The 25,206-nt window shown below is 68.8% G+C and carries 20 protein-coding genes and 1 tRNA gene; 7 read left to right on the top strand and 14 right to left on the bottom strand.

The features are described from left to right. Positions 1–25 precede the first annotated feature (25 nt). Positions 26–451 (top strand): PaaI family thioesterase, encoded by a 426-nt coding sequence (locus ACWD3H_RS13560; protein WP_451955160.1) that lies wholly within the window; start codon positions 26–28, stop codon positions 449–451. Between the two features lie 207 nt (positions 452–658). Here ACWD3H_RS13560 and ACWD3H_RS13565 read toward each other — a convergent pair whose 3' ends face one another. The 3 genes from ACWD3H_RS13565 to ACWD3H_RS13575 are packed head-to-tail and all read right to left on the bottom strand — an operon-like array spanning position 659 to position 3,087. Next, positions 659–1,420, bottom strand: coding sequence for an amino acid ABC transporter ATP-binding protein (locus ACWD3H_RS13565; protein ID WP_355565747.1), 762 nt, complete (start codon positions 1,418–1,420; stop codon positions 659–661). Continuing rightward, positions 1,417–2,265, bottom strand: a complete 849-nt coding sequence (locus ACWD3H_RS13570; protein ID WP_350922742.1) for an amino acid ABC transporter permease — start codon at positions 2,263–2,265, stop codon at positions 1,417–1,419. The genes ACWD3H_RS13565 and ACWD3H_RS13570 overlap by 4 nt, the downstream gene beginning before the upstream one ends. Before the next feature lie 3 nt (positions 2,266–2,268). Then, positions 2,269–3,087 (bottom strand): ABC transporter substrate-binding protein, encoded by an 819-nt coding sequence (locus ACWD3H_RS13575; RefSeq protein WP_451955161.1) that lies wholly within the window; start codon positions 3,085–3,087, stop codon positions 2,269–2,271. A gap of 287 nt (positions 3,088–3,374) precedes the next feature. Here ACWD3H_RS13575 and ACWD3H_RS13580 point away from each other — a divergent pair, with 287 nt between their 5' ends. Then, a complete protein-coding gene (locus ACWD3H_RS13580; protein WP_451955162.1) occupies positions 3,375–3,935 on the top strand; it encodes a DUF4352 domain-containing protein in 561 nt (186 codons plus the stop codon). Positions 3,936–4,006: 71 nt separating this feature from the next. Here the strand turns inward: ACWD3H_RS13580 and ACWD3H_RS13585 are convergent, their stop codons facing one another. The 6 genes from ACWD3H_RS13585 to ACWD3H_RS13610 all read right to left on the bottom strand — a co-directional run bounded on the left by ACWD3H_RS13585 (position 4,007) and on the right by ACWD3H_RS13610 (position 10,017). Further along, a complete protein-coding gene (locus ACWD3H_RS13585) occupies positions 4,007–4,780 on the bottom strand; it encodes an ABC transporter ATP-binding protein (protein ID WP_451955163.1) in 774 nt (257 codons plus the stop codon). Then, entirely contained in the window at positions 4,770–5,603 is an 834-nt protein-coding gene (locus tag ACWD3H_RS13590) for an ABC transporter ATP-binding protein (RefSeq protein ID WP_451935899.1), read from the bottom strand. Before ACWD3H_RS13590 ends, ACWD3H_RS13585 begins: the two co-directional genes overlap by 11 nt. Continuing rightward, on the bottom strand, positions 5,600–6,769 hold the full coding sequence (locus ACWD3H_RS13595; RefSeq protein WP_451955164.1) for a branched-chain amino acid ABC transporter permease: 1,170 nt from the start codon (positions 6,767–6,769) through the stop codon (positions 5,600–5,602). Before ACWD3H_RS13595 ends, ACWD3H_RS13590 begins: the two co-directional genes overlap by 4 nt. Next, the gene (locus ACWD3H_RS13600) at positions 6,766–7,734 is read right to left on the bottom strand and encodes a branched-chain amino acid ABC transporter permease (protein WP_350922754.1); all 969 of its coding nucleotides are present in this window, start codon (positions 7,732–7,734) and stop codon (positions 6,766–6,768) included. The genes ACWD3H_RS13595 and ACWD3H_RS13600 overlap by 4 nt, the downstream gene beginning before the upstream one ends. Before the next feature lie 158 nt (positions 7,735–7,892). After that, positions 7,893–9,065 carry a branched-chain amino acid ABC transporter substrate-binding protein gene (locus ACWD3H_RS13605; RefSeq protein WP_451955225.1) on the bottom strand — a complete coding sequence of 391 codons (1,173 nt, stop codon included), beginning with the start codon at positions 9,063–9,065 and terminating at the stop codon, positions 7,893–7,895. 337 nt (positions 9,066–9,402) lie between these two features. Next, positions 9,403–10,017 carry an ANTAR domain-containing response regulator gene (locus ACWD3H_RS13610; protein WP_350922756.1) on the bottom strand — a complete coding sequence of 205 codons (615 nt, stop codon included), beginning with the start codon at positions 10,015–10,017 and terminating at the stop codon, positions 9,403–9,405. Between the two features lie 93 nt (positions 10,018–10,110). Between ACWD3H_RS13610 and ACWD3H_RS13615 the strand changes: the two genes are divergently transcribed. The 4 genes from ACWD3H_RS13615 to ACWD3H_RS13630 all read left to right on the top strand — a co-directional run bounded on the left by ACWD3H_RS13615 (position 10,111) and on the right by ACWD3H_RS13630 (position 12,595). After that, positions 10,111–10,183 (top strand) — tRNA-Leu (locus ACWD3H_RS13615). Between the two features lie 64 nt (positions 10,184–10,247). After that, positions 10,248–11,018, top strand: a complete 771-nt coding sequence (locus ACWD3H_RS13620; protein WP_451955165.1) for a helix-turn-helix domain-containing protein — start codon at positions 10,248–10,250, stop codon at positions 11,016–11,018. A 70-nt stretch (positions 11,019–11,088) separates the two neighbouring features. After that, positions 11,089–11,679, top strand: a complete 591-nt coding sequence (locus ACWD3H_RS13625) for a GNAT family N-acetyltransferase (RefSeq protein ID WP_451955166.1) — start codon at positions 11,089–11,091, stop codon at positions 11,677–11,679. A 109-nt stretch (positions 11,680–11,788) separates the two neighbouring features. Then, the gene (locus ACWD3H_RS13630; protein ID WP_451955167.1) at positions 11,789–12,595 is read left to right on the top strand and encodes a maleylpyruvate isomerase family mycothiol-dependent enzyme; all 807 of its coding nucleotides are present in this window, start codon (positions 11,789–11,791) and stop codon (positions 12,593–12,595) included. 80 nt (positions 12,596–12,675) lie between these two features. Here the strand turns inward: ACWD3H_RS13630 and pyk are convergent, their stop codons facing one another. Continuing rightward, positions 12,676–14,106 (bottom strand): pyruvate kinase, encoded by a 1,431-nt coding sequence (pyk, locus tag ACWD3H_RS13635; RefSeq protein ID WP_355559905.1) that lies wholly within the window; start codon positions 14,104–14,106, stop codon positions 12,676–12,678. A gap of 259 nt (positions 14,107–14,365) precedes the next feature. After that, positions 14,366–14,785 (bottom strand): hypothetical protein, encoded by a 420-nt coding sequence (locus ACWD3H_RS13640; RefSeq protein WP_451955168.1) that lies wholly within the window; start codon positions 14,783–14,785, stop codon positions 14,366–14,368. Positions 14,786–15,007: 222 nt separating this feature from the next. Here ACWD3H_RS13640 and ACWD3H_RS13645 point away from each other — a divergent pair, with 222 nt between their 5' ends. Beyond that, positions 15,008–17,152 (top strand): ArnT family glycosyltransferase, encoded by a 2,145-nt coding sequence (locus ACWD3H_RS13645; protein WP_451955169.1) that lies wholly within the window; start codon positions 15,008–15,010, stop codon positions 17,150–17,152. 67 nt (positions 17,153–17,219) lie between these two features. Here the strand turns inward: ACWD3H_RS13645 and ACWD3H_RS13650 are convergent, their stop codons facing one another. The 3 genes from ACWD3H_RS13650 to gltB form a co-directional block, all read right to left on the bottom strand. Beyond that, on the bottom strand, positions 17,220–18,890 hold the full coding sequence (locus tag ACWD3H_RS13650) for a S8 family peptidase (RefSeq protein WP_451955170.1): 1,671 nt from the start codon (positions 18,888–18,890) through the stop codon (positions 17,220–17,222). A 237-nt stretch (positions 18,891–19,127) separates the two neighbouring features. After that, entirely contained in the window at positions 19,128–20,606 is a 1,479-nt protein-coding gene (locus ACWD3H_RS13655) for a glutamate synthase subunit beta (protein WP_355559893.1), read from the bottom strand. Between the two features lie 88 nt (positions 20,607–20,694). Continuing rightward, on the bottom strand, positions 20,695–25,200 hold the full coding sequence (gltB, locus tag ACWD3H_RS13660; protein WP_451955171.1) for a glutamate synthase large subunit: 4,506 nt from the start codon (positions 25,198–25,200) through the stop codon (positions 20,695–20,697). Positions 25,201–25,206 lie beyond the last annotated feature (6 nt).

A 25,206-nucleotide genomic window follows, 5' to 3' on the forward strand; every position in this document is an offset into this window, starting at 1 on the left:
GACTCACCTGACAGGAGACGTCCCCTTGACCATGACAGACCCCGACGAGGCCGCTCGCATCGAGGAACTGCTGGCCGCCTCACACCAGAACACGCTGGTGGAGCGGATGGGCATCCTGATCACCGAGGCCACTCCCGAGCGGGTGACGGGCACGATGCCCGTCGAGGGCAACACCCAGCCGTACGGCCTGCTGCACGGCGGTGCCTCGTGCGTGCTGGCGGAGACGCTGGGCTCGGTCGGCGCGGCACTGCACGCGGGCCCCGGGCGGATCGCGATGGGCATCGAGATCAACGCCACCCACCACCGCTCGGCCACCTCGGGTCTGGTCACCGGCGTGGCCACCCGGCTGCACGGCGGCCGGACGCTCGCCACCTACGACATCGAGATCGTCGACGAGCGGGACCGCCGGGTGTGCAGCGCGCGCCTCACCTGCATGCTGCGCGACGTCTGAACACACCCGGACCGCCTTTTTGCCGTCATCGAGCGACGCTTCCGCTACGGTGGGTGATGGCGATGCCCGCGGGGAGGCCGAGTAGAAAACGTACGGGGTCGGGGAAGCTCCGTACGGCGCCAAAGGCCTCCCCCGGGCTCCCTGGACTTCGACCCTCATCGCGCGAAGGCCCGCACCGGGCGGGTGCGGGCCCTTGAGAGACGGAACTCAGATGTCCGTGTGCGTCGGGTCGAGCACCCGGCGCAGGAAGGTCTTCGTGCGCTCGTGCCGCGGAGCGCCGATCACCTGCTCCGCCGGGCCGTCCTCCACGATCACGCCGCCGTCCATGAAGACCACCCGGTCGGCCACGTCGCGGGCGAACGCCATCTCGTGGGTGACCACGAGCATCGTCATCCCCTCCTCGGCGAGCTTGCGCATGACCGTGAGCACGTCACCGACGAGTTCGGGGTCGAGCGCCGAGGTGGGCTCGTCGAAGAGCATCAGCGCCGGGCTCATGGCCAGCGCCCTGGCGATGGCCACCCGCTGCTGCTGGCCACCGGAGAGCTGGGTGGGGTAGGCGTCGCACTTCTCACCGATGCCGACCTTGTCCAGGTTCTCCCTGGCGATCTTCTCGGCCTCGGCCCTGCCCCGCTTCAGCACCCGGCGCTGCGAGATCATCACGTTCTGCAGAACCGTCATGTGCGGGAAGAGGTTGAACTGCTGGAAGACCATCCCGATGCCGCGGCGGGCGGCGTCGATGTCGACGTCGCGGTCGGTCAGCTCCACTCCGTGGACGACCACCCTGCCCGACGTCGGCTGCTCCAGCAGGTTCACGCAGCGCAGCAGGGTGGACTTGCCCGACCCCGAGGGGCCGATGACACAGACCACCTGGCCGGGGTCGACGGCGAAGTCGATGCCCTTGAGAACCTCGAGCTTGCCGAAGCACTTGTGCAGGTCACGGATCTCAACCGCGTGGTTCACCGGAGTCACCGTCCCTTCGCCTGGCGCTTCTCCAGCCGGGACGCGAGATAGCCCAGCGGGATGGTGACCAGAAGGTATGTCACGCCCACGACCAGGATGGGCGTGGCGTTGGCGTGGGTCGAGGCCATGTCGTTGCCGAACTTCGTGAGCTCGACGTAGTCACCGGAGACGCCGAGGAACAGCACCAGCGAGGAGTCCTTGAGCAGGGAGACGAACTGGTTGGTCGTCGGCGGGATCACGATGCGCACGGCCTGCGGGATGACGATGGAGACCATGGCCCGCGTGTACGACATGCCCAGCGAGCGCGCCGCCTCCATCTGCCCCTTGGGCACCGCCTGAAGGCCCGCCCTGAGCGTCTCCGCCATGTAGGCCGAACCGACGATCGTCAGACCCAGGATGCCCTCGCCGTAGGTGCCGCCCGGCACCTGGAAGCCGCTCAGGGCCAGGGGCAGGAACAGGATGAGCAGAAAGATCAGCAGCGCGGGCAGGCCGCGGAAGATCTCGATGTAGGCGATCGCGATCCACCGGTAGGGCCGCACCGACGACATCCGCATCAGCGCGAACAGCAGACCGAGCAGGAAGGCGAAGACGAACCCACCGACCGAGTAGATGATGGTGTTCTTCAGCGCGATCGTGAACAGCTCTGGAAGCGTCTTCTCCGCGACGTCGAGCCTGGCGAAGTTCTTTCCGAGCTCGCCCCACTCGATGGTCAGGGCCAGGAAGACGGCCACGGCCGCCAGTACGACGTACTGGACGGCCCGGCTGATCTGCTGTCTCTTACGGGGACTGAGCCCACTCCCGGCGGGAGCACCCCCGCCGGGAGTGGGCTCGGTCGTCGTTGGCTGGTCCGTCATCGGTTAGCCGAGCTCCCCGGGCTTCTTACCGAACCACTTGACGAAGATCTGCTCGTAGGTGCCGTCCGCCTTGGCCTCGGTGATCGCGTCGTTGATCGCCTTGAGCAGGACCGGGTCGGCGCCCTTCTTCAGGCCGACGCCGTACTGCTCGCCGGTGTCGAGGCTGGCGACCAGCTCGAACTTCTCCGCGATCTCGGGCTTCTTCAGCCAGGTCAGGACGACGGGAAGGTCCTGGACGATCACGTCGACCTGCCCGGACTGCAGACCGAGCAGTTCCTTGGGAGAGTCGGCGAACTCCTTCGGGTCCATGCCCTTGCCCTTGACGTAGTCGAGGCCCGTGGTCGAGGCCTGGGCGCCGAGCTTGAGGCCCTTGGCCTTGATCTCGTCAAGGGTCGCCGCGCCGGCTCCCTTCTTGGCCAGCAGTGCCTGCGTGGCGTCGAAGTAGGGCTCGGAGAAGTCGATGTTGGCCTTGCGCTCCTCGGTGATCGTCATACCGGCGGCGGCCACGTCGCACTTGCCCGCCGCCATCGCCGCGCCACTCTTGATGACGGCGAAGTCGATGTCGACGATCTCCTGCGTCAGGCCGAGCTTCTTGGCCGCCAGGTCGACGATGTCGACGTCAAAACCGACGACCTTTTCCCCCTCCTTGAACTGGAAGGGCTCGTAGGGCAGGTTGGTGCAGGTGGTCAGCTTGCCGGGAGTGATCACCTGCGGGCCGGCCGCGGCCGCGGGAGCGCTTGCCGAGGCACCATCGCTCGGGCTCGCGCTGGTGGTCTCGCCACCACCGCAGGCCGCAAGGCCGAGCGCACCGGCGACGACCATGGCGCCCACCGTGAGTGCACGACGGGAAACAAAACTCAGGCCCACAAAGGCCTCCTTACGGTCAAATGTCGCTTCTTTTATGGATACCTCAATGCAGGTCATGCTCCATCACCTGCATAATCGTGCAGATCACCGATATGACACAATTCGGACAACAACCGTGTCAGGAGCCCCCCGATTCACACCCTGCTCCCGCCGCGGACCGGGATGCGAGCACTTGCCGGATCGTCAACGCCGGCCGGGCCGGTCGTTGAACTTCGGGGTCCGACTCGGTTACGTTGCCCGATGTGCGCGCCCCCCTGATCCTGTTCACCGGTGTCGCTCTCGCCGTCACCGTCCTGTCCGGCTGCACCGCAGGGGAACCGGCCGCATCCGCCTCCCCCTCGGCCACCCCCACCCCGACCTACGAACTCCCGCCGCGCCCGGTCCGGCCGGGCGAGAGCCCCGTCCGGGCCGCGCCGGTGACCGACGGCGACACCCGGTTCCAGGTGATCGGCCTGCAGAAGGGCCTGAGCGGCTTCTTCGGCAGCCACGCCGAGTGGCAGGCCAAGGGCCAGTACGTGGTCGTACGGATCCTCGTGGAGAACCCCGGGCGCACCAACTCCCGCTTCGACGCCAAGCGGCAGCAGCTCATCGCCGCCGACGGCACCGTCCACACGATCGACAAGTTCGCGCAGGCCATCAAGCGCCAGCCGGACACCCTCCCGCTCGGCGCCCAGGTCAGGATCGAAATGGACCTGTGGTACGACATCCCCTCCGAGGCGCAGGTCTCCGCGATCAGGCTGTTCGGCGACCCGCCCCTCGGTGTGGGGGGCACCACCGACGGCGTGCGGGTGCCACTGTCCTGAGCCTCCCCGACATGGGCGGGCCCGCCGCGCCGACGCGCGGCGGGCCCGCCCCCTGCCGTGGAAGGCACGGATCAGGCCGGCTCCTCCGAAGCGGAGGCGGAGCCGGGAGCACCCGCCGCCTCCTCGACCAGGTCGTGCGCCGCTCCACCGCCCAGATAGGCGGCCTGCACGGCCGGGTCGTTGAGCAGCTCCTCCGCGGGCGCGCTCTTGACCACCTGCCCGGTCTCCAGGACGTAGGCGCGGTGGGCCAGCTTCAGCGCCTGCTGGGCGTTCTGCTCCACCAACAGCACCGTGGTGCCCCGGCGGTTGATCTCCTCGATGATCGAGAAGATCTGCTGCACGATCAGCGGCGCCAGACCCATCGACGGCTCGTCGAGCAGGAGCAGCTTGGGCTTGGCCATCAGCGCGCGGCCGATGGCGAGCATCTGCTGCTCACCTCCGGACATCGTGCCGCCCATCTGGGTCCTGCGCTCCTTCAGGCGGGGGAACAGCTCGTAGACCTCGTCCAGGTCTGCGCTGAAATCACCCGAGCGGGTGTAGGCGCCCATGAGCAGGTTGTCCTGCACCGTCATGCCCGGGAACACGCCCCGGCCCTCGGGCGCCTGCCCCAGGCCTGCGATGACCCGCTTGTGGCCGGGCATCTTGCTGATGTCTTCGCCATTGAAGACGACGCTCCCCGACGACAGCGGGCGCAGGCCCGAGATCGTCTTCAGGGTGGTGGTCTTACCCGCCCCGTTCGCCCCGATGAGCGTGACGATCTCGCCCTCGTTCACCTCGACCGAGATGCCCTTGAGCGCCTCGATCTTGCCGTAGTGGACATGGATGTCCTTGACCTCAAGAAGCATCGGCGGGAGCTCCCAAATACGCCTCGACGACCCGGGGGTCGGTCCGCACCTCGTCCGGCAGGCCATCGGCGATCTTCTGGCCGAAGTCCAGCACCGCGATGCGGTCACTGATGCCCATGATGAGGCTCATGTCGTGCTCGATGATCAGAATCGTCCGCCCGGCGTCCCGGATGTCCCGGATCAGCTGCTGCAGCGCCACCTTCTCCGCCGGGTTCATACCGGCGGCGGGCTCGTCCAGCAGCAGCAGCTTCGGGTTGGTCGCCAGGGCGCGGGCGATCTCCAGACGGCGCTGGTCACCGTAGGGCAGGTTCTTGGCGTGGTCCTGCGCGCGGTGCGAGATGCCGACGAAGTCGAGCAGCTCCATCGCCAGCGCACGCCCGTCGCGCTCGGCCCGGCGGTGCCAGGGAAGCCCCAGCGCCACGCTGACCATGCCCGACTTGTGGTGCGCGTCCGCGCCCACCATGACGTTCTCGATGGCCGTCATGTTGTGGAACAGGCGGATGTTCTGGAACGTGCGGGCGATGCCCCGCTTTGTGATCTTGAAGCGCTTGACGCCACTGATCTTCTCGTCCAGGAACCGGACCTCGCCCTCGGTCGGCTGGTAGACCCCGGTCACCACGTTGAAGACCGTGGTCTTGCCGGCGCCGTTCGGGCCGATGAGCGCGAAGATCTCCCCCTCCTTGATGGTCAGGTCGACCTCGCGCAGCGCCGTGACACCGCCGAACCGCATCACGAGGTTACGCAGCTCCAACATGGTGCGGCCGCTCCGCTCCGGCTGTGCCACCTCCGAGGTCACAGTGGCCGGATTCACCTCGGCGCTCACTTGGAAGCCACCTCCTCAACCTGCGAATCGGGCCCGGGAACCTCGGCCCCGAGCGTACCCATCCCGCCTGTTCCCTCCTGCAACTCCGCCTTGCGTTGACGCGACGGCAGCAGACCCTCCGGACGGAAGATCATCAACGCCACCAGCACCGCGCCGAAGATCAGCATGCGGTACTCCTGCAGGCCGCGGAACCGCTCGGGCAGCCAGGCCACCAGGAAGGCACCCAGCATGACACCCGGCAGGTTGCCCGAACCACCCATGACCACCGCGGCCAGGATCGTCGCCGACAGCAGGAACTGGAAATCGTTCGGGTTGATCGAGATGGCCTTCGCCGCCCACAGCACGCCCATCGCGCCACCGATGGAGGCACCGATCGCGAAGGCGAGCATCTTGAAGCGGAACGTCGGCACGCCCATGACCTCGGCCGCGTCCTCGTCCTCACGGATCGCCGCCCAGGCACGCCCGACCCGGCTCTTCTCCCAGCGCTTGACCAGGATGATCACGATGACGGCCAGCGCGACCAGCAGGTAGTAGTAGGGACGCGGATCCAGCACCCCGTACTTGAGCGGATCCACTCCGAACACCTCGGAGAAGTTGATCCCGAAGAGCTGGAAGTCCTCGACGCTCGGCGGGTGCGGAATGCCGCGGATGCCGTTCGGGCCACCGATCTCGTCGGTGTTGCGGGCGGTGATACGAATGATCTCACCGAAGCCCAGCGTGACGATCGCCAGATAGTCACCGCGCAACCGCAGCGTCGGAGCGCCCAGGGTGAGGCCCGACAGGGCACAGATCCCGATGCCGACCAGCAGGATGAGCCAGAAGTTCCAGCCCAGCCGGGTACCGATCAGCGCCATCGCGTAACCGCCCACGGCGTAGAACGCGACGAAACCCAGGTCGAGCAGACCCGCCTGACCGACCACCACGTTCAGGCCGATCGCCAGGACCACATACGTCCCGATCGGGAAGAACAGGATGCTCGCCCAGTCGGTGTAGGGCGACATGAAGGGGGCGAGACTCTCCGACGGCAGCAGCAGCGCCCCGACGATCAGGAGCACGTACAGCACCCAGCGCTGCCAGCCGGGAGTGCTCAGCCAGCGATCGTGCATGGCGTCGCCGAAGCGGCCGAGGCCATTGCGGAAACCTGCCAGGGAATTCTTCTGGTTCATGCGCGCGCCTGCTGGAGTGATTCACCGAGGATTCCGGTGGGGCGGAACATCAGGACCAAGACGAGGATGGTGAAGGAGATCACGTGCTTCCAGTCGGAGCCGAAGAAGATGGCTCCGTAGTTCTCCACCAGCCCGAGCGTGATTCCACCCACCAGGGCGCCGCGCAGGTTGCCGATGCCACCCAGGACCGCCGCGGTGAACGCCTTGATACCGAAGAGGAATCCGACAAAGTAGTGCGTGTTCTCGTACGAGATCAGATAGAGCGCACCCGCCACACCGGCCATGCCGCCGCCGATGAGGAAGGTCATCCGGACGATCCTGTTGATGTCGACGCCCATCAGCACGGCCGCCTCGGGGTTCTGCGCGGTAGCGCGAATACCTCGGCCGATCTTCGAGCGGTTCACCAGGGCGTCCAGCGCGATCATCATGCCGATCGCCGCGAGGATAACGAATATCTGGTCGATCCGGACGGGGTGCCCGAAGATCGAGAAAAGTTCGCTCCGCTCCATCAGCCGGGGCAGGGCCATCTGGATACGGCCCTGCTCCGGACGGTTGAAGACATTCGGGATCACCAGGAGCGCGAACAACTCCTGGAGGAAGATCGAGGCGCCGATGGCCGAGATCAACGCCGCCAGCCGGGACGCGCCGCGCTTGCGCAGCGGCCGGTAGGCGATCCGCTCCAGCGTGATCGCGGTGCCCGCCGAGGCGAGCATGCCGGCCAGGATCATCGCCAACACGACACCGACCAACGCGATGCCGGTCAGCGCCGAGTTGATGCCGAACACGAACGGCACCAGCATCGCGCCGAACGTACCGATCATGAAAACTTCTGAATGCGCGAAGTTGATCAGCCGCAGCACGCCGTACACCATGGTGTAGCCGAGCGCGATCAGGGCGTAGATCGAGCCGAAGGCCAGGCCATCGATCGTCGCCGGCCAGAACTGATTGATGAAGTCATTGAGCACTAGGGTTTACCACTTCTAGCGGGGGTCGCCTGCACTTCCGGGTAGCACACCGCCTCCAGCAGAACCTCGTGGACTCTCTGGAAGTACGCGAGAAGCGGGAACGCACTGCGCGTTCCCGCTCCCCACGCGCCGACTACCTAATCTCCTTCAGCGCCGGACTAACCCAGCTTGGCCTCGGTGGCCTTGCCCAGCAGGCCGATGGCACCATCCTTGACCTGGTAGATGTAGATGTCCTTCGCCGAGACCTCACCGTTGGCCTCGAACTTGACCTGCTTGGAGACACCCGCGAAGTCCACCGTGGCGATGAACTCGTTGATCTTCTCGGCAGTGGTGTTGCCGGCCTTGATCGCCTCGACGAAGACCGTCGCGGCGTCGTAACCCTCGGCCGCGTAGATCGCCGGGTCCGCGCTGTAAGCGGCCTTGTAGGCGTCGGCGAACGCCTTCACCTTGGCGTCGGTCACATCCGGGGTCGCGATGTAGCACGGGCAGCCGACCAGCGCGCCCTCGGCGTTCGCGGCGCCGGCGCCGTCGATCAGACCCTTGTCCAGCGAACCGTCACCGGACAGGAACTTCGCGTCCTTGACACCCTTGTCGCGGAGCTGCTTGAGCAGGTTGCCGCCCGCGGCGTAGTAACCACCAAAGAAGATCGCGTCAGGCTTGGCGGCCGCGACCTTGTTCACCACCGAGGAGAAGTCACTCTCGGTCGGGTCAAGCGAGTCGGTCGTCAGCTTCACGCTCTTGGCCTCAAGCGCGCCCTTGACCGCGTCGGCAAGCGGCTTGCCGTACTCGGACTTGTCGTCGATGACGAAAACGTTCTTCGCGGCGAGGCCCGTCGCGATGAAGTCACCGATACCGGGGCCCTGAACGTTGTCACTCGGCAGCACCCGGTGCCAGTACTTCCAACCATTCGTCGACAGCGCGGCGTTGGTGGCGGACGCCGAGACGCTCGGCAGCTTCGCCTCCTCCAGCACCGGCGCCACCTGGGCGGACTCACCGGAGAACGCAGGACCGATCAGGCCAACGATCTTGTCGGTCTTGATCGCCTGCTGGGCCAGGGCGACCGCCTTCGACGGGTCCGCCTGGCTGTCGTATTCGACCAGCTCGATCTTCACAGCCGGGTTGGTCTTGTTGTACTCGTCGATGACGAGCTTCGCACCGTTCCGGGGGGGAATGACGATGCCGGCATTGGCGCCGGTCAGGTCTCCCATGAAGCCAAGCTTGATGGTACCGGGGGCGGCAGCACTGGAGCCACCCTCAGCCGGCGTGGCTTCCGTACCACCGTCACCGCAGGCAGCGAGACCGAGGGTGAGCGCCACACCGGCGGCAAGCACTCCACCGAGGCGTGCAGTCTTAGGCCGCAAGGTTGCCTTCCTTTCGCCCGTTCCCTCGTCAGGACCGGGTTCACAGATGCCCTTCCCTGGCGGGTGGCCAGGGGGTTGTGTCGGTTAGTACAGCCAGCCGATGTCACGGGTCGATACAGGACGGCCCGCCGTTACCGTTTCTTTATAACACCGATCCTTTTCGGCTATCAGCCGCAAAAGCCATGGTCACCGGCGACCTCGCCACCTCCACGGCCATCACACCGGCCCCCAGGAAGCCCACATCGCCTCCTCCTCGAGCCACACCCCCGACAGGCGCGGGCCTGCGGAAAGAACCGGAGAGTCCGATTCAGGGCTCCTCCGCCCCCATCTCGGAGCCGCCCCCGCCCCGATCCGCATCCGCGACCACGATCTGCGCAACCTGCCGCATGCTCAGCCTGCGATCCATCGACGCCTTCTGAATCCACCGGAACGACTGCGGCTCACTCCACCCGTGCCGCTCCATCAGCAGACCCTTCGCCCGCTCCACCAGCTTGCGCGTCTCCAACCGCTCGGAGAGCGTCCCGACCTCCCGCTCCAGCGCGGCGATCTCCTGATGCCTGCTGACCGCCATCTCGATCGCCGGCACCAGATCCGACTTCGTGAACGGCTTCACCAGGTACGCCATCGCACCGGCGTCCCTCGCCCGCTCCACCAGGTCACGCTGCGAGAAGGCCGTGAGAATGAGGCACGGCGCGACCCGCTGCGACACGATCTGCTCGGCCGCCGAGATCCCGTCCAGGACGGGCATCTTCACATCCAGGATCACCAGATCGGGCCGCTGCTCCATCGCCAGCTTGACCGCCGACTCCCCGTCCCCGGCCTCCGCGACGACCTCGTATCCTTCTTCCTCTAACATCTCCTTGAGGTCGAGACGGATCAGTGCTTCATCTTCCGCGATCACCACTCGCCGCTGCGTACTCACGAGCAAGAGAGTACCGACGTCCGCTAGATTAGGACCACGTCAGGGCGAGGCATGAGAGCGTTATGATGCAATTGCTCACCTTGAATTGAACAAGCCCCGGTACTCCAACGGCAGAGAGGGCGCTCTCAAACAGCGCACAGTGTGGGTTCGAATCCCACCCGGGGCACGCTTCAGCCGCCCGGCCACATGGCTGGGCGGTTTTTGTCGTACCCGGCTGAAACACTTTCCGTATGTACGACGTAACTATCCGTGAAAGAGTTCGTAATCTCCTCGACTCGGGCGAGACGATCAGCGCGGTCAGCCGCCGCACCGGCATTTCACGGTCGACCGTCAGGGCATGGCGGGAACGTCCGGACCACCTAGTCCAACGGGTGGCTTCCTGCCCTCGCTGCCTGGAGATTCCGGAACTTCCCGCTCCACCAGACAAGTACGCCTACCTTCTCGGCCTCTACCTTGGAGACGGCTACATCAGCACCATCGGCGACCCTTCCAAGCAAGTGTGGTCATTGCGCATCATGTGCGCCGATACATGGCCAGGACTACAGGAAGAGTGCATTAAGGCACTTATATCCATCAGACCGGACAACAAGGTCCGCATGCTGCCCAGACAGGGTTGTACCGAAATCAATTCCTTCTCCAAGCATTGGCCGCACTTGTTCCCACAACATGGGCCAGGGAAGAAGCACACTCGCCTGATCGAACTGGAAGCCTGGCAACGTCAGATCGTCACAGCGAATCCGGGCCATCTCGTTCGAGGGCTGATGCACTCCGATGGTTGTCGCATCATCAACCGCGTTCGACGGCAGTTACCCGGCGAGACCCACTGGTACGAGTATCCGCGCTACCTCTTCGTGAACGAGTCCCGGGACATCCTCGCTCTCTGCGGCGAAGCGCTCGACATGCTGGGCGTGGCATGGCGTTATTCCAAGCCCAACACCATCTCCGTGGCCAGGCGAGCGGCCGTTGAGCGGTTGGACGAGTTCGTGGGGCCGAAGTACTGAGGTGGTTCGGTGGGGGGCGGCCCGGTGGGCGAGTAGGTTGCTCGGAAGACGGCGTGACGGAGGGGGATGCGTGGGAATCGTGGAGAACGGCCAGGCGGAGCTGGGCGGTCCCGGTGCCGGGCGGGTGCGTCTTCCGGAGGGGGTGCGGCTCCGCGGGCACGGGGTGGTGCTGCGGGAGTGGGAGGACGGCGACCTGGGGGCGATGGTGAAGCTGTTCGACGACCCCGAGGTGGCGTACTGGACGCCGCTGGTCTCGCCGTTCGGCCCGCAGGCGGCGCGGGCCTATCTGGAACGTGCCCGGCAGCGGCGGGCGGCCGGGGAGCGGCTGCAGTTGGCGATCACCGTGGACGGGGGTGAGCCCATGGGTGAGGTGTTGCTGATGTTGAGCGGTCTTGGCCTGGATGTCGCGGAGATCGGTTACAGCGTGGGGGCCGCCTTCCGGGGGCGGGGGCTGGCGCGGGGGGCGGTGCGGGTGATGACGGGGTTCGCCCGTGACACGGTCGGGGTGTCGCGGCTGTTGCTGGAGATCGAGGCGGGTAACGCGGCGAGCGTGGCGGTGGCCCGCGCGGCGGGATACCGCCTGACGGACGCGCCACCGGTTCCCGCCGAGGAGAAGGGCCGGCCGATAGCGCTGCGGACGTGGGAGTACGAGGGGGCCTGACCGTGAGTGCCGGTGCGGGGCGGGATGATGGTGACCCCTGCGACGGCGGGTAGGAGAGTATCGGGGCGATCACGACAACCCGTGTTCCTTCCATCTCGGTAGGAGAATCATGAGCACACTCGCTGACAGGACCATCGCGGCCCTGCGCGCCACCCATGACGGGCTGGCGGCCTTCGTCCGCGGCCTGGACGCCGCCGACCTGACCCGGCCTTCGGCCTGTTCGGAGTGGACCGTCGCCCAGGTGCTCAGCCACCTCGGTAGCGGCGCCGAGATCGGTCTGGCGGCGTTGCGGGCGGCGCTGGGCGGTCAGGACGCCCCGGGCCGGGATTTCAACCACGAGGTCTGGGATCGCTGGAACGCGAAGGACCCTGCGGGGCAGGCCAAGGACTTCCTCGTCGTGGACGCGGAGATCGTCTCCACCTTCGAGGGTCTCGACGCGGACGCCCGCGAACGGCTCCGGGTCAAGCTGAGCTTCCTGCCCGCGCCCGGCGATGTCGCTCTGGTGGCCGGGATGCGGCTGAACGAGGCCGCCGTGCACTCCTGGGACATCATGGTCGCCTTCGACCCGGCGGCTACCGTGGCGCCGGACACGAGCGGGGTGCTGACCGATCTGTACTCCGGGCCGCTTGATTTCATGATCGGCTTCATGGGCAGGCCCGACGCCCTCGATCCGCGCCTTGCCACGACCCTCCGGGTCGAGACGAGTGACCCCGAGCGGGTGCTGGGCCTCACTCTCGGTGAGACCGTCGGCTTCAGCGAGGTCCCCGAGCCTGCCGACACCCTGTCGCTCCCGGCGGAGGCGTGGGTGCGTCTGCTCGGCGGCAGGCTGGCTCCCGAGCACACCCCGCCGTCGGTGACCGTCACCGGTGACGGCGTCACCCTGGACGACCTGCGCCGGGTGTTCCCGGGGATCTGACGTTCGCCGGTCGTCCTCCGACGACCGGCGAAGACGGGTACGGCCACCGCCGGAGCGGTGGCCGTACGCCGGTGTGTCGATCAGGAGGGGTTGGAGACCGCCGCCCCGATGGTGTGCACGCGCAGGGCGTTGGTGGAGCCCGCGGTGCCGGGAGGGGAGCCGGCGACGATGACCACCTTGTCGCCCTTCTCCAGGCGGGAGTGGGCCAGCAGCGAGGCCTCCACCTGGCGGACCATGTCGTCGGTGTGGTGGACGAACGGCACCTCGAAGGTCTCCACGCCCCAGGTCAGCGCGAGCTGGTTGCGGACGTGGCTGGCGGAGGTGAAGGCCAGCAGCGGGATCGGTGAGCGGTAGCGGGCCAGGCGGCGGGCGGTCTCACCGGACATGGTGAACGCCACCAGCGCCTTGGCTCCGACGATGGCGCCGACCTCGGCGGCGGCGCGGGCGATGGCGCCGCCGGTGGTCTCCGGCAGCCGGTCGAGGCTGTGGGTGGCTTGGAGTGAGCTCTTCTCCGCGGTCGTGGCGATGCGGCTCATGGTCTCGACGACCTCGATGGGGTAGTTGCCGACCGAGGTCTCCCCGGAGAGCATGACCGCGTCGGCGCCGTCCATGACGGCGTAGGCGACGTCGGAGGCCTCCGCCCGGGTGGGGCGCGGTGCGGTGATCATCGAGTCGAGCATCTGGGTGGCGACGATGACCGGGCGGGCCTTCTCGCGGCAGAGCTCGATGGCCCGCTTCTGCACGATGGGCACCTCTTCGAGGGGCAGTTCGACGCCGAGGTCGCCGCGGGCGACCATGATGCCGTCGAAGGCCTCGATGATCTCGGGGAGCCGTTCCACCGCCTGCGGCTTCTCGATCTTGGCGAGCAGCGGGAGGCGGATGCCCTCCTGCTCCATGATGTTGCGTACCACGTCGGCGTCGGAGGGACGCCTGACGAAGGAGAGCGCGACCAGGTCGAAGCCGGTGCGCAGGGCCCAGCGCAGGTCGGTCTCGTCCTTGTCGGTGAGGACGGGGGCGCTGACGTTGACGCCCGGCAGGTTGAGGCCCTTGTTGTCGGAGATCATGCCGCCGATGATCACGCGGGTGGTGACGCGCTGGCCCTCGACCCGGGTCACCTCCAGGCGGACCCGGCCGTCGTCGACCAGGATGCTGTCTCCGGGGTGGACGTCCTTGGGGAGCCCCTGGTAGGAGGTGGAGACCTGCTCACGGTCGCCGGGGACCTCCTCGGTGGTGATCGTGAAGACATCACCGAAGCCGAGGCGGACGGGGCCCTCTTCGAACTTGCCGACCCGGATCTTGGGGCCCTGGAGGTCGGCCAGCAGACCTACGCCACGTCCGAGCTCGGCGGCGGCCTCCCTCACCCTGTCGTAAACCTCCTTGTGCAGCTCGTGGCTGCCATGGCTGAGGTTGAAACGGGCCACGTCCATCCCGGCCGCGATCAGCTCGCGGAGACGTTCGGGAGAGGAGGTGGCTGGGCCGAGAGTGCAGACGATTTTCGCGCGACGAGTCACGGATCCCACCCTAATTGGTACAGACCACTTGGTCGTGACGTTGGTCATGGCGGCGATGAAAAATTCGGTGACACAAACGCTACCCTGGGTGAACGGAAGGTTGCGAATCGCCCCGCACGTCACCCGCACCGCGATCTTTCTCATCAGGTACACGAGTCGCTCCCCTGGCGGCCTCAGGTTCCACAGCGCGGGTGTCGGAGACCCCTCGGTTCGGCCCTGCTCCCCGGACGGGACGGACCGGACGGGACGGAGGCGCGGGTCACTCGTAGACGAGTTCCTCCACGACCAGTCCGGCGCCGATGCCCAGCAGCCAGACGTCCTTGGCCAGGACGATGCCCTGCTGGGTGGGGCGCAGGCTGTCTTCCTCCCGCATGCCCGGTGTCTTGAGGTAGAGCCCGAGCAGCCCTCCGGCGAAGGCGGTCAGCCCGGCGCCCGCCAGCAGCGAGGGCACCACGGGGACCAGCAGTGCCGTGCCCAGGGCGATCTCCGCGGTGGAGAGCAGTTTCACGAACCGCGTCGCTTTGATGTTCTTGAGGAACGGGTAGGTCCCCACCGCCATCCCGTGGACCCCCGCGGCGATCTCCTCGTCGGCGGACCACTTGCTCAGCCCCGAGTTCAGGATGAACACACCGGCGGCGGTTCGGGGTGGAAGCTGGTGTGGGCGCGCTAGAAGTCTCATGGATCCTCACAGTGACGAGATGGAGCCGGAGAACCGTTCTCCTTCCCCGGCCTGACCGCTCCACCCACCTGTTGATCCTCTTTTGAACGTGACAAAACGAACATAACGGGGCACAGTTTCCGCCGGGAAGCCCCTCCGGAGCCCGCCCCCGCGGCCGGCGTTCTCATCGGATCCTCATCGGACGCCAAGCGGGCATTGAGCTGGTTTCCGCAGGGTGTGGCCATGGATGTGCGCAGAGAACCGCGGTGGTCGAGGTGGGCGCTGGTCGCGGCGTGTGTGCTCGGCGGTGTGCTGTACGGCTGGGCACTCGACTCGATCGGGTACGGCAACTCCTACTACGCGGCCGCCGCCCGTTCGATGAGCCGGAGCTGGTCGAACTTCTTCTTCGGCGCGTTCGACCCGCTGGGCGTCTCCACCGTGGACAAGCCCCCGGGAGCGCTGTGGGTGCAGGCGCTGTCGGTGCGGGTCTTCGGCTACCACGGCTGGGCGCTGATCATGCCGCAGGCGGTGGAGGGGGTGCTGGCCGTCGCCGTGCTGCACAGGGCCGTACTGCGCTGGGCCGGCCCCGCCGCGGCGTCGATCTCTGCCCTGGTGCTGGCCCTGACGCCGATCACGGTGGCGGTGAACCGCAACGACAACCCGGACACGCTGCTGGTGCTGCTGCTGGTCTGCGCCGCCTACGCGGTGACCCGGGCCGTCACCGCGGGCGCGGGTCACACCGGCACGGCAGGACCGGTGGCCGGGCCGACGGCGGAGGGCGTGGCCGTCGGGCCCTCCGGTGCGCGAGGTGGCCGGGGGCGGCCTCTGGCGTGGCTCCTTTCGGCGGGCGCGCTGGTGGGCCTGGCGTTCACCACGAAGATGCTGCAGGCGTGGGTGGTGGCCCCCGCGCTGCTCGGCGCCTACCTGGTCGCGGAGCCTTCACCGAGAAGGCTGCGGCATCTGGTCGCCGCGGGTGCGGTCATGCTGATGACGTCGACGGCGTGGGTGGCCGCGGTGGACCTGTGGCCGGGCGCCAAGCCGTACGTCGGGGGCAGCAGGGACGGCAGCGCCTGGGACCTGGTGGTCGGCTACAACGGCCTGGGCCGGGTGCTGGGGACGCGCGACGGTGCCGGGACGGGGCTGGGCAACGCGGGGCCGAGCATGGGCGGGGATCCCGGCTGGGGCCGGCTCTTCAACGACCAGGTGGCCGGGCAGATCAGCTGGCTGCTGCCGTTCTGCGCGGTGGCCCTGGTCTCGGCGATCGTCATGGACGTCACGAGAGGACGGCTGACCGGTCCGGGCGAGCAGGGGCGGCCCGGTGCGGCGGCCATCGGGGCGACTCGGGCGGGGTGGGTCCTGTGGGGCGGCTGGCTGGTGCTGTGCTGGGCCGTCTTCAGCTTCGCCGAGGGCATCTTCCACCCGTACTACACGACGCAGCTGGGGCCGGCGGTGGCGGCGCTGAGCGGCGCGGGGGCGGTGACCATGTGGCGGCTGTACCTGCGGCCGGTGGGCGCGGCGTGGGCGCTGCTGCCGGTGGCGGTGGGGTCGACGGCCCTGTGGTCCGTCGTTCTGGTGCGGCGGACACCCGACTGGGCGGCGTGGCTGTCCCCGGCGGTGGCGGCGGCCGGGGCGCTGGGGGTGGCGGGGCTGCTGGCGGGCCGGGTCCTGCTGCGCGCGTTCCGCCGCCGGGCGATGCGGACCGCGACGGTCGCGTCGGTACTGGCGGCGGTCGCCCTGCTCGCCGCCCCCGCCGCGTGGTCGGCGGCCGAACCCCTCGACGGCCCCGGTGGCATGGGCGGGGTGAACCCGACCGCCGGACCGGAGACGGGTTCCGGCGGTGGCGGTACGGGGCCCGGCAGGGGTGGCCCCGGCGCGAGCCGCGGCCTGTCGGGACGGGGCGGCGCGAGTCCCGGCGGCACCGGCCCCGACGGGACCCGGCAGGACGGTACGGGCTCGGACGGGAGGGACGGCGGAGGGGCGTTCGCGCCGGGCGGGGGCGGGCGCCGGGGTACGGGGGGTGGGCTGTCAGATTGGGGGGTCTCCACCGGAACCCTGACCGCCGACCGGCAACGCGTGCTGGACCACGTCAGGGCCAACCGGGACGGTGCCCGGATCCTGCTCGCCACGCTCTCCGCGACCGGCGCCGCGCCCTACATCATCGCGACGGGCGAGGACGTGGTCGCGATGGGCGGCTACAACGCCACGGACCAGGCGGTGAACCTGGCGGAACTGCGGAGCCTGGTGGCGGCGGGCGACCTGCGGTTCGTCCAGCTTTCCGGCTTCACCGGCCAGGGGGCCGACGCCGACCCCCGGCTCTCCTGGATCCAGGAGAGCTGCGCCCGGGTCGACCTGGAGGACGTCACCGATCTCTATCGGTGCGGCACCTGACGGCCAGGTGCGTCCCTCCGGGCCGGAGCCTCAGCGGGTGGGACGGACCTGGGCCCTGGTGAAGCCCTCAGGGGGTGACGGAGGCCGCCTTGGCGGCGTTGACGATGCCGTGGCCGTAGAAGCCGTTGTGCGCCTTCGAACCCTCGCACTTGTGAACCTCGTCCGCCAAGAGGTCGATCTTGTAGACGTACTTGCGGGGCGAGGGGCAGGCCTCGCTCGTGGCGGTGGCGTACAGCAGGCGCTGGACGTCGCCGGGAGGCATGGTGAGGCCGCTCTTGTCCGGCTTGCCGAAGCGGCTGATCAGGATGGCGGCCACGCCGGTGGCGTGCGGGGCGGCCATGGAGGTGCCGACCAGGTACTGGTAGTAGGCGCAGACGTTGTCGCGGCACTCCCGAATGATCGACGTGTCCTTCGGCGTGCCGTCGGCGCTGATCCGTCCCTTGGCCCGCAGTGCGTACTCCGGGGCGGCGGCCAGGATGCCCCTGGTGGTGTCGTAGGAGGGGCCGCCGTCGAACTCGTCACCGCCGGGTGCCGACAGGTCGGTCTGCTCGACGCCGTAGTCGGAGTAGTAGGCCTTGCGCTTGCTCGGGCCGACCGCGGAGACCGAGATGACGCCCTCGGACTCGGCCGGGATGTTGAGGCAGGAGTTGTCGATCTTGCGGGTGCGCTCGGTCTCCTTGGGATAGTCGGGGCTGGTCTTGTCGGTCTTGGGCCTGCCGAGGTCGGTGGAGCCGTTGCCGAGGGCGCTGATGAGGGTGACGCCCCGCTTGCGGGCGTAGTCGAGGGCGCGCTGCATGCCGGTGATGATGCCGCGCTGCTCCAGTTGCTCGGCCTTGGAGTCGGCGGGGTTGGCCTTGCAGTTGAACAGCCACGGGTCGACGTAGAAGCTCATGTTGACCACGTCGATCCCGGCGTCCGCGGCGTAGGTGAGCGCCTCGATGCTGGGCTTGAGGAAGAACATGCCGGAGTCCTGGCCGGCGCGCAGGTTCACCAGGGTGACCCCGGGGGCGACTCCGGCGACGCCCCGGCCGTTGACCGGCGAGGCGATGGTGCTGGCCACGTGGGTGCCGTGGCCGTCGTCGTCCCAGTCGACCGGGTCCTTGCAGTCCTTGAACTCGCAGGGCCCGTCGAGGAGCTTGCCGTTGGGGTCCTTGGGCCGGTCGGTCACGAAGTTGCGGCTCAGGGCGTAGCTGAAGTTGGGGGCGATGTCGGGGTGCCTGCCGTCGATGCCGGTGTCGATGACGCCGACCAGCACCTTCTTGCTGCCGGGGGCGGTGGCGTGGGAGCCGTCCGCGGTGGCGCCGATCATCTTCATGTCCCACTGGCGTTCGGCCAGCGGCTCCGGTGCGCCGATTCCGGTCTCCCGGATGCCTGGAGTACCGCTCTGCCCGAGGGCCGCGGGGGCTCCTGTCCCGGGGATCGCGGTGGTGGAGCCGATCCTGCGGTCGGAGGAGACGCCCACGACGGCGTCGCTGCCGGCGAGGTTCTCCACGAACCGGGAGCCTGGGCCGCTGGCGACGACGTAGCCGAGCCTCGTCTCCGTGGACAGCGCGGTGCCGCCGCTCGCGTCGATCGCGTCGATCGCGCGGTCGTGGGCGCCGTCGGCGTAGAAGACCAGGTACTCGCGGGCCTGGCTCGCGACCGTGGTGACCCCGCCGTCCAGGGCTCCCGCCGTGAGAGTGGCCGCCAGGGCGAGAACCGTTCCCGCGCCCGTCAGGCTTCTGATCCCGCGTCTCATCGATCCTCCGCACCTGGCCTGATCACGAAAATTTATCCTTCAGCGGTACGCGCGACAAAGCGAACTCAACATCCGCTCTACGCATTTTTCCGTGAAGGGGTCAGTGAAACAGCCGGTGCACACGGCGTTCCCGGGTGCGGCGGGCGGCGCCGCACCCGGGAACGCTGTGACGTGCTCATACCGGCCGTGACATACACGGACCAAATACAACCTACTCAGTGTTCAGACCGGCTGTGCTCAGACCAGTGGCCTCGCGGTCGGCGGGATCGCCACCGGCAGGGCCGTCTGGCCGGTGAGGTAGCGGTCCGCGGCCGAGGCGGCCGAGCGGCCCTCGGCGATCGCCCACACGATCAGGGACTGGCCGCGGCCCATGTCCCCGGCGACGAAGACGCCGTCGACCGAGGACATGTAACCCCTGTCCCTGGCGACGTTGCCCCTGGCGTCGAAGAACTCGCCCTCGGCGACCTCGGCGAGCTCGGTGAGCAGGCCCTTCTTCTCCGGTCCCACGAAGCCCATCGACAGGGTGACCAGCTCGGCGGGGATCTCCCGCGCTGAGCCGGGCACCGGCTTGAACCCGCTGCCGGGACCCTCCACCTCGACCAGGCGCAGCGCCCTGACGTTGCCGTCGGCGTCGCCGACGAACTCGGTGGTGGAGACCGCGTAGACCCGGTCGCCGCCGCCGTCGGCCAGTTCCTCGTGGGCGCTCTCCATCTTGAACAGGATGGGGAAGGTGGGCCACGGCTGGCTGCCGGGGCGCTCCGCCGGAGGCTGGGGCATGATCTCCAGCTGGGTGACCGAGGCGGCCCCCTGCCGGATCGCGGTGCCGATGCAGTCGGCGCCGGTGTCGCCGCCGCCGATCACGACGACGTGCTTGCCCTCGGCGCTGATCGGCGAGACCGGGAAGTCCCCCTCCTGGACCTTGTTGGAGGGCGGCAGGAACTCCATCGCCTGGTAGATGCCCTTCAGGTCACGCCCGGCGACGGGCAGGTCCCGCCACTGGGTCGCGCCGCCGGCCAGCACGATCGCGTCGAACTCCGCACGCAGCCGCGCCGCCGTGATGTCGACTCCGACGTTGACGCCGGTACGGAACTCGGTGCCCTCGGCCCGCATCTGGGCGAGCCGGCGGTCGATGTGCCGCTTCTCCATCTTGAACTCGGGAATGCCGTAGCGGAGCAGGCCGCCGATCCGGTCGGCGCGCTCGAACACCACCACGTCGTGCCCGGCGCGGGTGAGCTGCTGCGCGGCGGCCAGGCCCGCGGGGCCCGAGCCGACGACCGCGACCCGCTTACCGGTCTTCGAGGCGGGGAGCTGGGGGGTGACCCAGCCCTCGTCGAAGGCGCGGTCGATGATCTCGACCTCGACCCGCTTGATCGCGACCGGGTCGGAGTTGATACCGAGCACGCACGCCGCCTCGCACGGAGCCGGGCACAGGCGGCCGGTGAACTCCGGGAAGTTGTTGGTGGCGTGCAGGCGCTCGATGGCCTCCTGCCAGTCGTCCCGGTAGACCAGGTCGTTCCACTCGGGGATCAGGTTGCCCAGCGGGCAGCCGTTGTGGCAGAACGGGATGCCGCAGTCCATGCATCGCGCCGCCTGCTTGGTCAGCGCGGGCTTGGGGAAGTCCTCGTAGACCTCCCGCCAGTCGCGGATGCGGACGTCCACCGGGCGGCGCGTCGGCAGCTCTCGTCCGTGAGTGAGGAAACCCTTGGGGTCGGCCATCGGTCGTACCTCCCTTATCCCTGAACAGCCTGAGCGGTGTGGACGAGTCGCCGGGGGTTCCCGGCCGGGGTGCGCGTGGACATCGGCCTCACCCCTGGACCGCGGCGGTCATGACCGCCTCGTCGATGTCGCGGCCCTCCAGCCGGGCGGACTCGGCGGCCCGCAGGACCCGCTTGTAGTCCGTCGGCATGATCTTGCCGAAGCGGGACGGGTCCCAGTCGGCCAGCAGCGCCTTGGCCACCGTGGAGCCGGTCTCGGCCAGGTGCGCCTCGACGATCTCGCGCAGCGTCTCGGAGTCGGCCTCGTCGAGCTCCTCGATCTCCACCATCTCGCGGTTGACCCGCTCGACGTCGGGGTCGAGCAGGTAGGCGACGCCGCCCGACATGCCGGCCGCGAAGTTGCGGCCGGTCGGACCGAGGATGACCGCCTTGCCGCCGGTCATGTACTCGCAGCCGTGGTCGCCGACGCCCTCGACCACCGCGGTGGCGCCGGAGTTGCGGACGCAGAACCGCTCCCCCACGACGCCGCGGATGAACGCCTCGCCGGAGGTCGCGCCGTACAGGCCGACGTTGCCGGCGATGATGTGCCCCTCCAGCGGGGCCGCCTCGTGCGGCTGGACCGAGATCCGGCCGCCGGACAGGCCCTTGCCGACGTAGTCGTTGGCGTCGCCGGTCAGCCGCAGCGTGACGCCCCTGGGCAGGAAGGCGCCGAAGGAGTTGCCCGCGGATCCGGTGAAGCGCACGTCGATGGTGTTGTCGGGCAGGCCGGCGCCGCCGTACCGCTTGGTCACCTCATGACCGAGCATGGTTCCGACGGTGCGGTTGACGTTGCGGATGGGCAGTTCGAGGGTGACCCGGGAACCGTCCTTGAGCGCGCCCTCCGCGAGCTGGATCAGCGTGTTGTCCAGCGCCCTCGCCAGTCCGTGGTCCTGCCCCACCACGCGGCGGAGCGAGGCGCCGGCGGGCAACTCGGGCTGGTGCAGGATCGGTGCCAGGTCAAGACCCGCGGCCTTCCAGTGGTTCTCCGCCGAGGTGGTGTCCAGCAGCTCGGCGTGGCCGACGGCCTCCTCCAGGCTGCGGAAGCCCAGCGCGGCGAGATACTCGCGGATCTCCTCGGCGACGAACTCGAAGAAGTTGACCACGAACTCGGGCTTGCCGGTGAACCTCTTGCGCAGCTCGGGGTTCTGGGTGGCGACGCCGACCGGGCAGGTGTCCAGGTGGCAGACGCGCATCATCACGCAGCCGGAGACGACCAGGGGTGCCGTGGCGAAGCCGTACTCCTCGGCGCCGAGCAGCGCGGCGATGACCACGTCGCGGCCGGTCTTGAGCTGGCCGTCGACCTGGACGGTGATCCGGTCGCGCAGGCCGTTGAGCAGCAGCGTCTGCTGGGTCTCGGCCAGTCCGAGCTCCCAGGGGGCGCCCGCGTGCTTGAGCGAGGTCAGCGGGGAGGCACCGGTGCCGCCGTCGTGGCCGGAGATGAGCACGACGTCGGCGTGGGCCTTGGACACGCCCGCCGCGACCGTTCCGACGCCGACCTCGGCCACCAGCTTGACGTGCACGCGGGCGGCGGGGTTGGCGTTCTTCAGGTCGTGGATGAGCTGGGCGAGGTCCTCGATGGAGTAGATGTCGTGGTGCGGCGGCGGCGAGATGAGACCGACGCCCGGGGTGGAGTGCCGGGTCTTGGCGATCCACGGGTAGACCTTGTGGCCGGGCAGCTGGCCGCCCTCGCCGGGCTTGGCGCCCTGGGCCATCTTGATCTGCAGGTCGTCGGCGTTGACCAGGTACTCCGACGTCACGCCGAACCGGCCGGAGGCCACCTGCTTGATGGCCGAGCGGCGGACCGGGTCGTGGAGCCGCTCGGGGTCCTCGCCGCCCTCACCGGTGTTGGACTTGCCGCCCAGCCGGTTCATCGCGATGGCGAGTGTCTCGTGCGCCTCCATCGAGATGGAGCCGTACGACATGGCGCCGGTGGAGAACCGCTTGACGATCTCGCTGACCGGCTCGACCTCGTCGATCGGCACCGGCTCGCGGACCCCCTCCTTCAGCTTGAACAGGCCCCGCAGCGTCATCAGCCGCTCCGCCTGGGAGTCCACCAGGCCGGTGTACTCCTTGAAGATCTCGTAGCGGCGCGAGCGGGTGGCGTGCTGCAGCTTGAAGACGGTCTCGGGGTTGAACAGGTGCGGCTCGCCCTCGCGGCGCCACTGGTACTCGCCGCCGACCTCCAGGCGGCGGTGGGCGTTCTCGGCCCGGGGGTAGGCGCGCAGGTGGCGCAGCGCCGCCTCCTCGGCGAGGACGTCGAAGCCGACACCGCCCAGCCGGGAGGTGGTCCCGGTGAAGCAGGCGTCGACGACCTCCTGGCTCAGGCCGAGCGCCTCGAAGATCTGCGCACCGGTGTAGGAGGCGACGGTGGACACCCCCATCTTGGACATGACCTTCAGCACGCCCTTGCCGTACGCCTTGATGAGGTTGCGCACGGCCTTGTGCCTGTCGACCCGCAGCACACCGGAGTCGACCATGTCCTCGACGGTCTCGATGGCCAGGTACGGGTTGACCGCACCCGCGCCGTAGCCGATGAGCAGCGCCATGTGGTGCGCCTCGCGCGCCTCGCCGGTCTCGATGACCAGGCCGACCCTGGTGCGGGTCTTCTCGGCGATCAGGTGGTGGTGGACGGCACCGGTGAGCAGCAGCGACGGGATCGGCGCCAGCACGTCGGAGGAGGCCCGGTCGGAGAGGACGATGATCCGCGCCCCGCTCTCGATCGCCTCGGAGACCTCGGCGCGGATCTCCTCGATGCGGCCGAGCAGTGCCTCGCCACCGCCCGCGACCTCGTACAGGCCACGGACCACGTGCGGGCGAAAGCCCGGCAGCGCGCCCTCGTCGTTGATGTGGATGATCTTCGCGAGCTCGTCGTTGTCGATCACCGGGTAGGGCAGCACCAGCTGGCGGCAGGAGGCCGGGCCCGGGTCGAGCAGGTTGCCCTCGGGGCCGATGGTGGTGGCCAGGGAGGTGACGAGCTCCTCCCGGATCGCGTCCAGCGGCGGGTTGGTGACCTGCGCGAACAACTGGCTGAAGTAGTCGAACAGCAGCCGGGGCTTCTCGCTGAGCACCGCGACGGGGGTGTCGGTGCCCATCGAGCCGATCGGCTCGGCGCCCGCCCTGGCCATCGGCGCCAGGATGATCCGCAGCTCCTCCTCGGTGTAGCCGAAGGTCTGCTGCCGCTTGATCAGTGCCTCGTGCGTCGGGACCTCGTGCGAGCGGGCGGGCAGTTCCTCGAAGCGGACCAGCCCGGCGTGCAGCCAGTCCGCGTACGGCAGCTCGGCCGCCAGCTCGGCCTTGATCTCGTCGTCCTCGATGATCTTGCCGAGCTCGGTGTCGATCAGGAACATCTTGCCGGGCTGCAGGCGGCCCTTGCGGACCACGTCCTCGGGGGCGATGTCGAGCACGCCGGCCTCGGAGGCCAGCACGACCAGGCCGTCGGTGGTGACCCAGAACCGCCCCGGGCGCAGGCCGTTGCGGTCGAGTACCGCGCCGACCAGGGTGCCGTCGGAGAAGGTGATCGAGGCCGGGCCGTCCCAGGCCTCCATGAGGGTGGAGTGGAACTCGTAGAACGCCCGCCGGGCGGGGTCCATCTCGGTGTGGTTCTCCCACGCCTCGGGGATCATCATCAGCACCGCGTGCGGCAGCCGGCGCCCGGCGAGGTGCAGGAGTTCCAGGGTCTCGTCGAAGGAGGCGGTGTCGGAGCCGGCCGGGTCGCAGATCGGGAAGAGCCGCGACAGGTCTCCCGGCAGGTTCGCGGTCCGCAGCATGGCCTCGCGGGCCCGCATCCAGTTGCGGTTGCCCTTGACCGTGTTGATCTCACCGTTGTGGGCGATGTAGCGGTACGGGTGCGCCAGCGGCCATGAGGGGAAGGTGTTGGTGGAGAAACGCGAGTGGACCAGCGAGATCGCGGTCTCGTAGCGCTCGTCGCTGAGGTCGGGGAAGAACTGCTCGACCTGCAGCGGGGTGAGCATGCCCTTGTAGACGATGGTCCGGCAGCTCAGCGAGGGGAAGTAGACGTTCGCCTCGTGCTCGGCCCGCTTGCGCAGGCAGAAGGCCAGCCGGTCCAGCTCCAGGCCGGTCTCGCCGTTGGGGGACGTCACGAACAGCTGGCCGAAGAACGGCATCACCGCGCGGGCGCTCGGCCCGGGCAGGTCGGGGGTGGTCGGCACGTCGCGCCAGCCGATGACCGTCAGGCCCTCCTGCTCGGCGATCTCCTCGATCAGCCGCACCGCCCCGGCGCGGGCCGGCGCGTCGGCGGGCAGGAAGGCCGTGCCGACGGCGTAGGCGCCCGCCACGGGCAGGGGGAAGCCCACCACCGTGCGGAAGAAGGTGTCGGGGATCTGCGTCAGGATCCCGGCGCCGTCGCCGGTGTCCGGCTCGCTTCCCTGGGCTCCTCGGTGATCGAGGTTGCACAGGGCGGTCAGTGCCTTCGCGACGATGTCGTGGCTGCGGCGACCGGCCACGTCCGCGACCATGGCGACGCCACAGGCGTCGTGCTCGTGCGAGGGGTGGTACAGGCCCTGGGGCTCGGGAAAGCCGAGGTGGGCAGCGGGCATCGAATC

It is taken from the genome of Streptosporangium sp. NPDC002607 (assembly GCF_053592655.1).

Coding starts and splice junctions, on each gene's coding strand:
- ACWD3H_RS13570 (WP_350922742.1), bottom strand. CDS start 2,265: ATGACGGACCAGCCAACGACGACCGAGCCCACTCCCGGCGGGGGTGCT.
- ACWD3H_RS13575 (WP_451955161.1), bottom strand. CDS start 3,087: ATGGTCGTCGCCGGTGCGCTCGGCCTTGCGGCCTGCGGTGGTGGCGAG.
- ACWD3H_RS13585 (WP_451955163.1), bottom strand. CDS start 4,780: ATGCTTCTTGAGGTCAAGGACATCCATGTCCACTACGGCAAGATCGAG.
- ACWD3H_RS13595 (WP_451955164.1), bottom strand. CDS start 6,769: ATGAACCAGAAGAATTCCCTGGCAGGTTTCCGCAATGGCCTCGGCCGC.
- ACWD3H_RS13620 (WP_451955165.1), top strand. CDS start 10,248: ATGTACGACGTAACTATCCGTGAAAGAGTTCGTAATCTCCTCGACTCG.
- ACWD3H_RS13630 (WP_451955167.1), top strand. CDS start 11,789: ATGAGCACACTCGCTGACAGGACCATCGCGGCCCTGCGCGCCACCCAT.
- ACWD3H_RS13640 (WP_451955168.1), bottom strand. CDS start 14,785: ATGAGACTTCTAGCGCGCCCACACCAGCTTCCACCCCGAACCGCCGCC.
- ACWD3H_RS13645 (WP_451955169.1), top strand. CDS start 15,008: ATGGATGTGCGCAGAGAACCGCGGTGGTCGAGGTGGGCGCTGGTCGCG.
- ACWD3H_RS13650 (WP_451955170.1), bottom strand. CDS start 18,890: ATGAGACGCGGGATCAGAAGCCTGACGGGCGCGGGAACGGTTCTCGCC.
- ACWD3H_RS13655 (WP_355559893.1), bottom strand. CDS start 20,606: ATGGCCGACCCCAAGGGTTTCCTCACTCACGGACGAGAGCTGCCGACG.
- gltB (WP_451955171.1), bottom strand. CDS start 25,200: ATGCCCGCTGCCCACCTCGGCTTTCCCGAGCCCCAGGGCCTGTACCAC.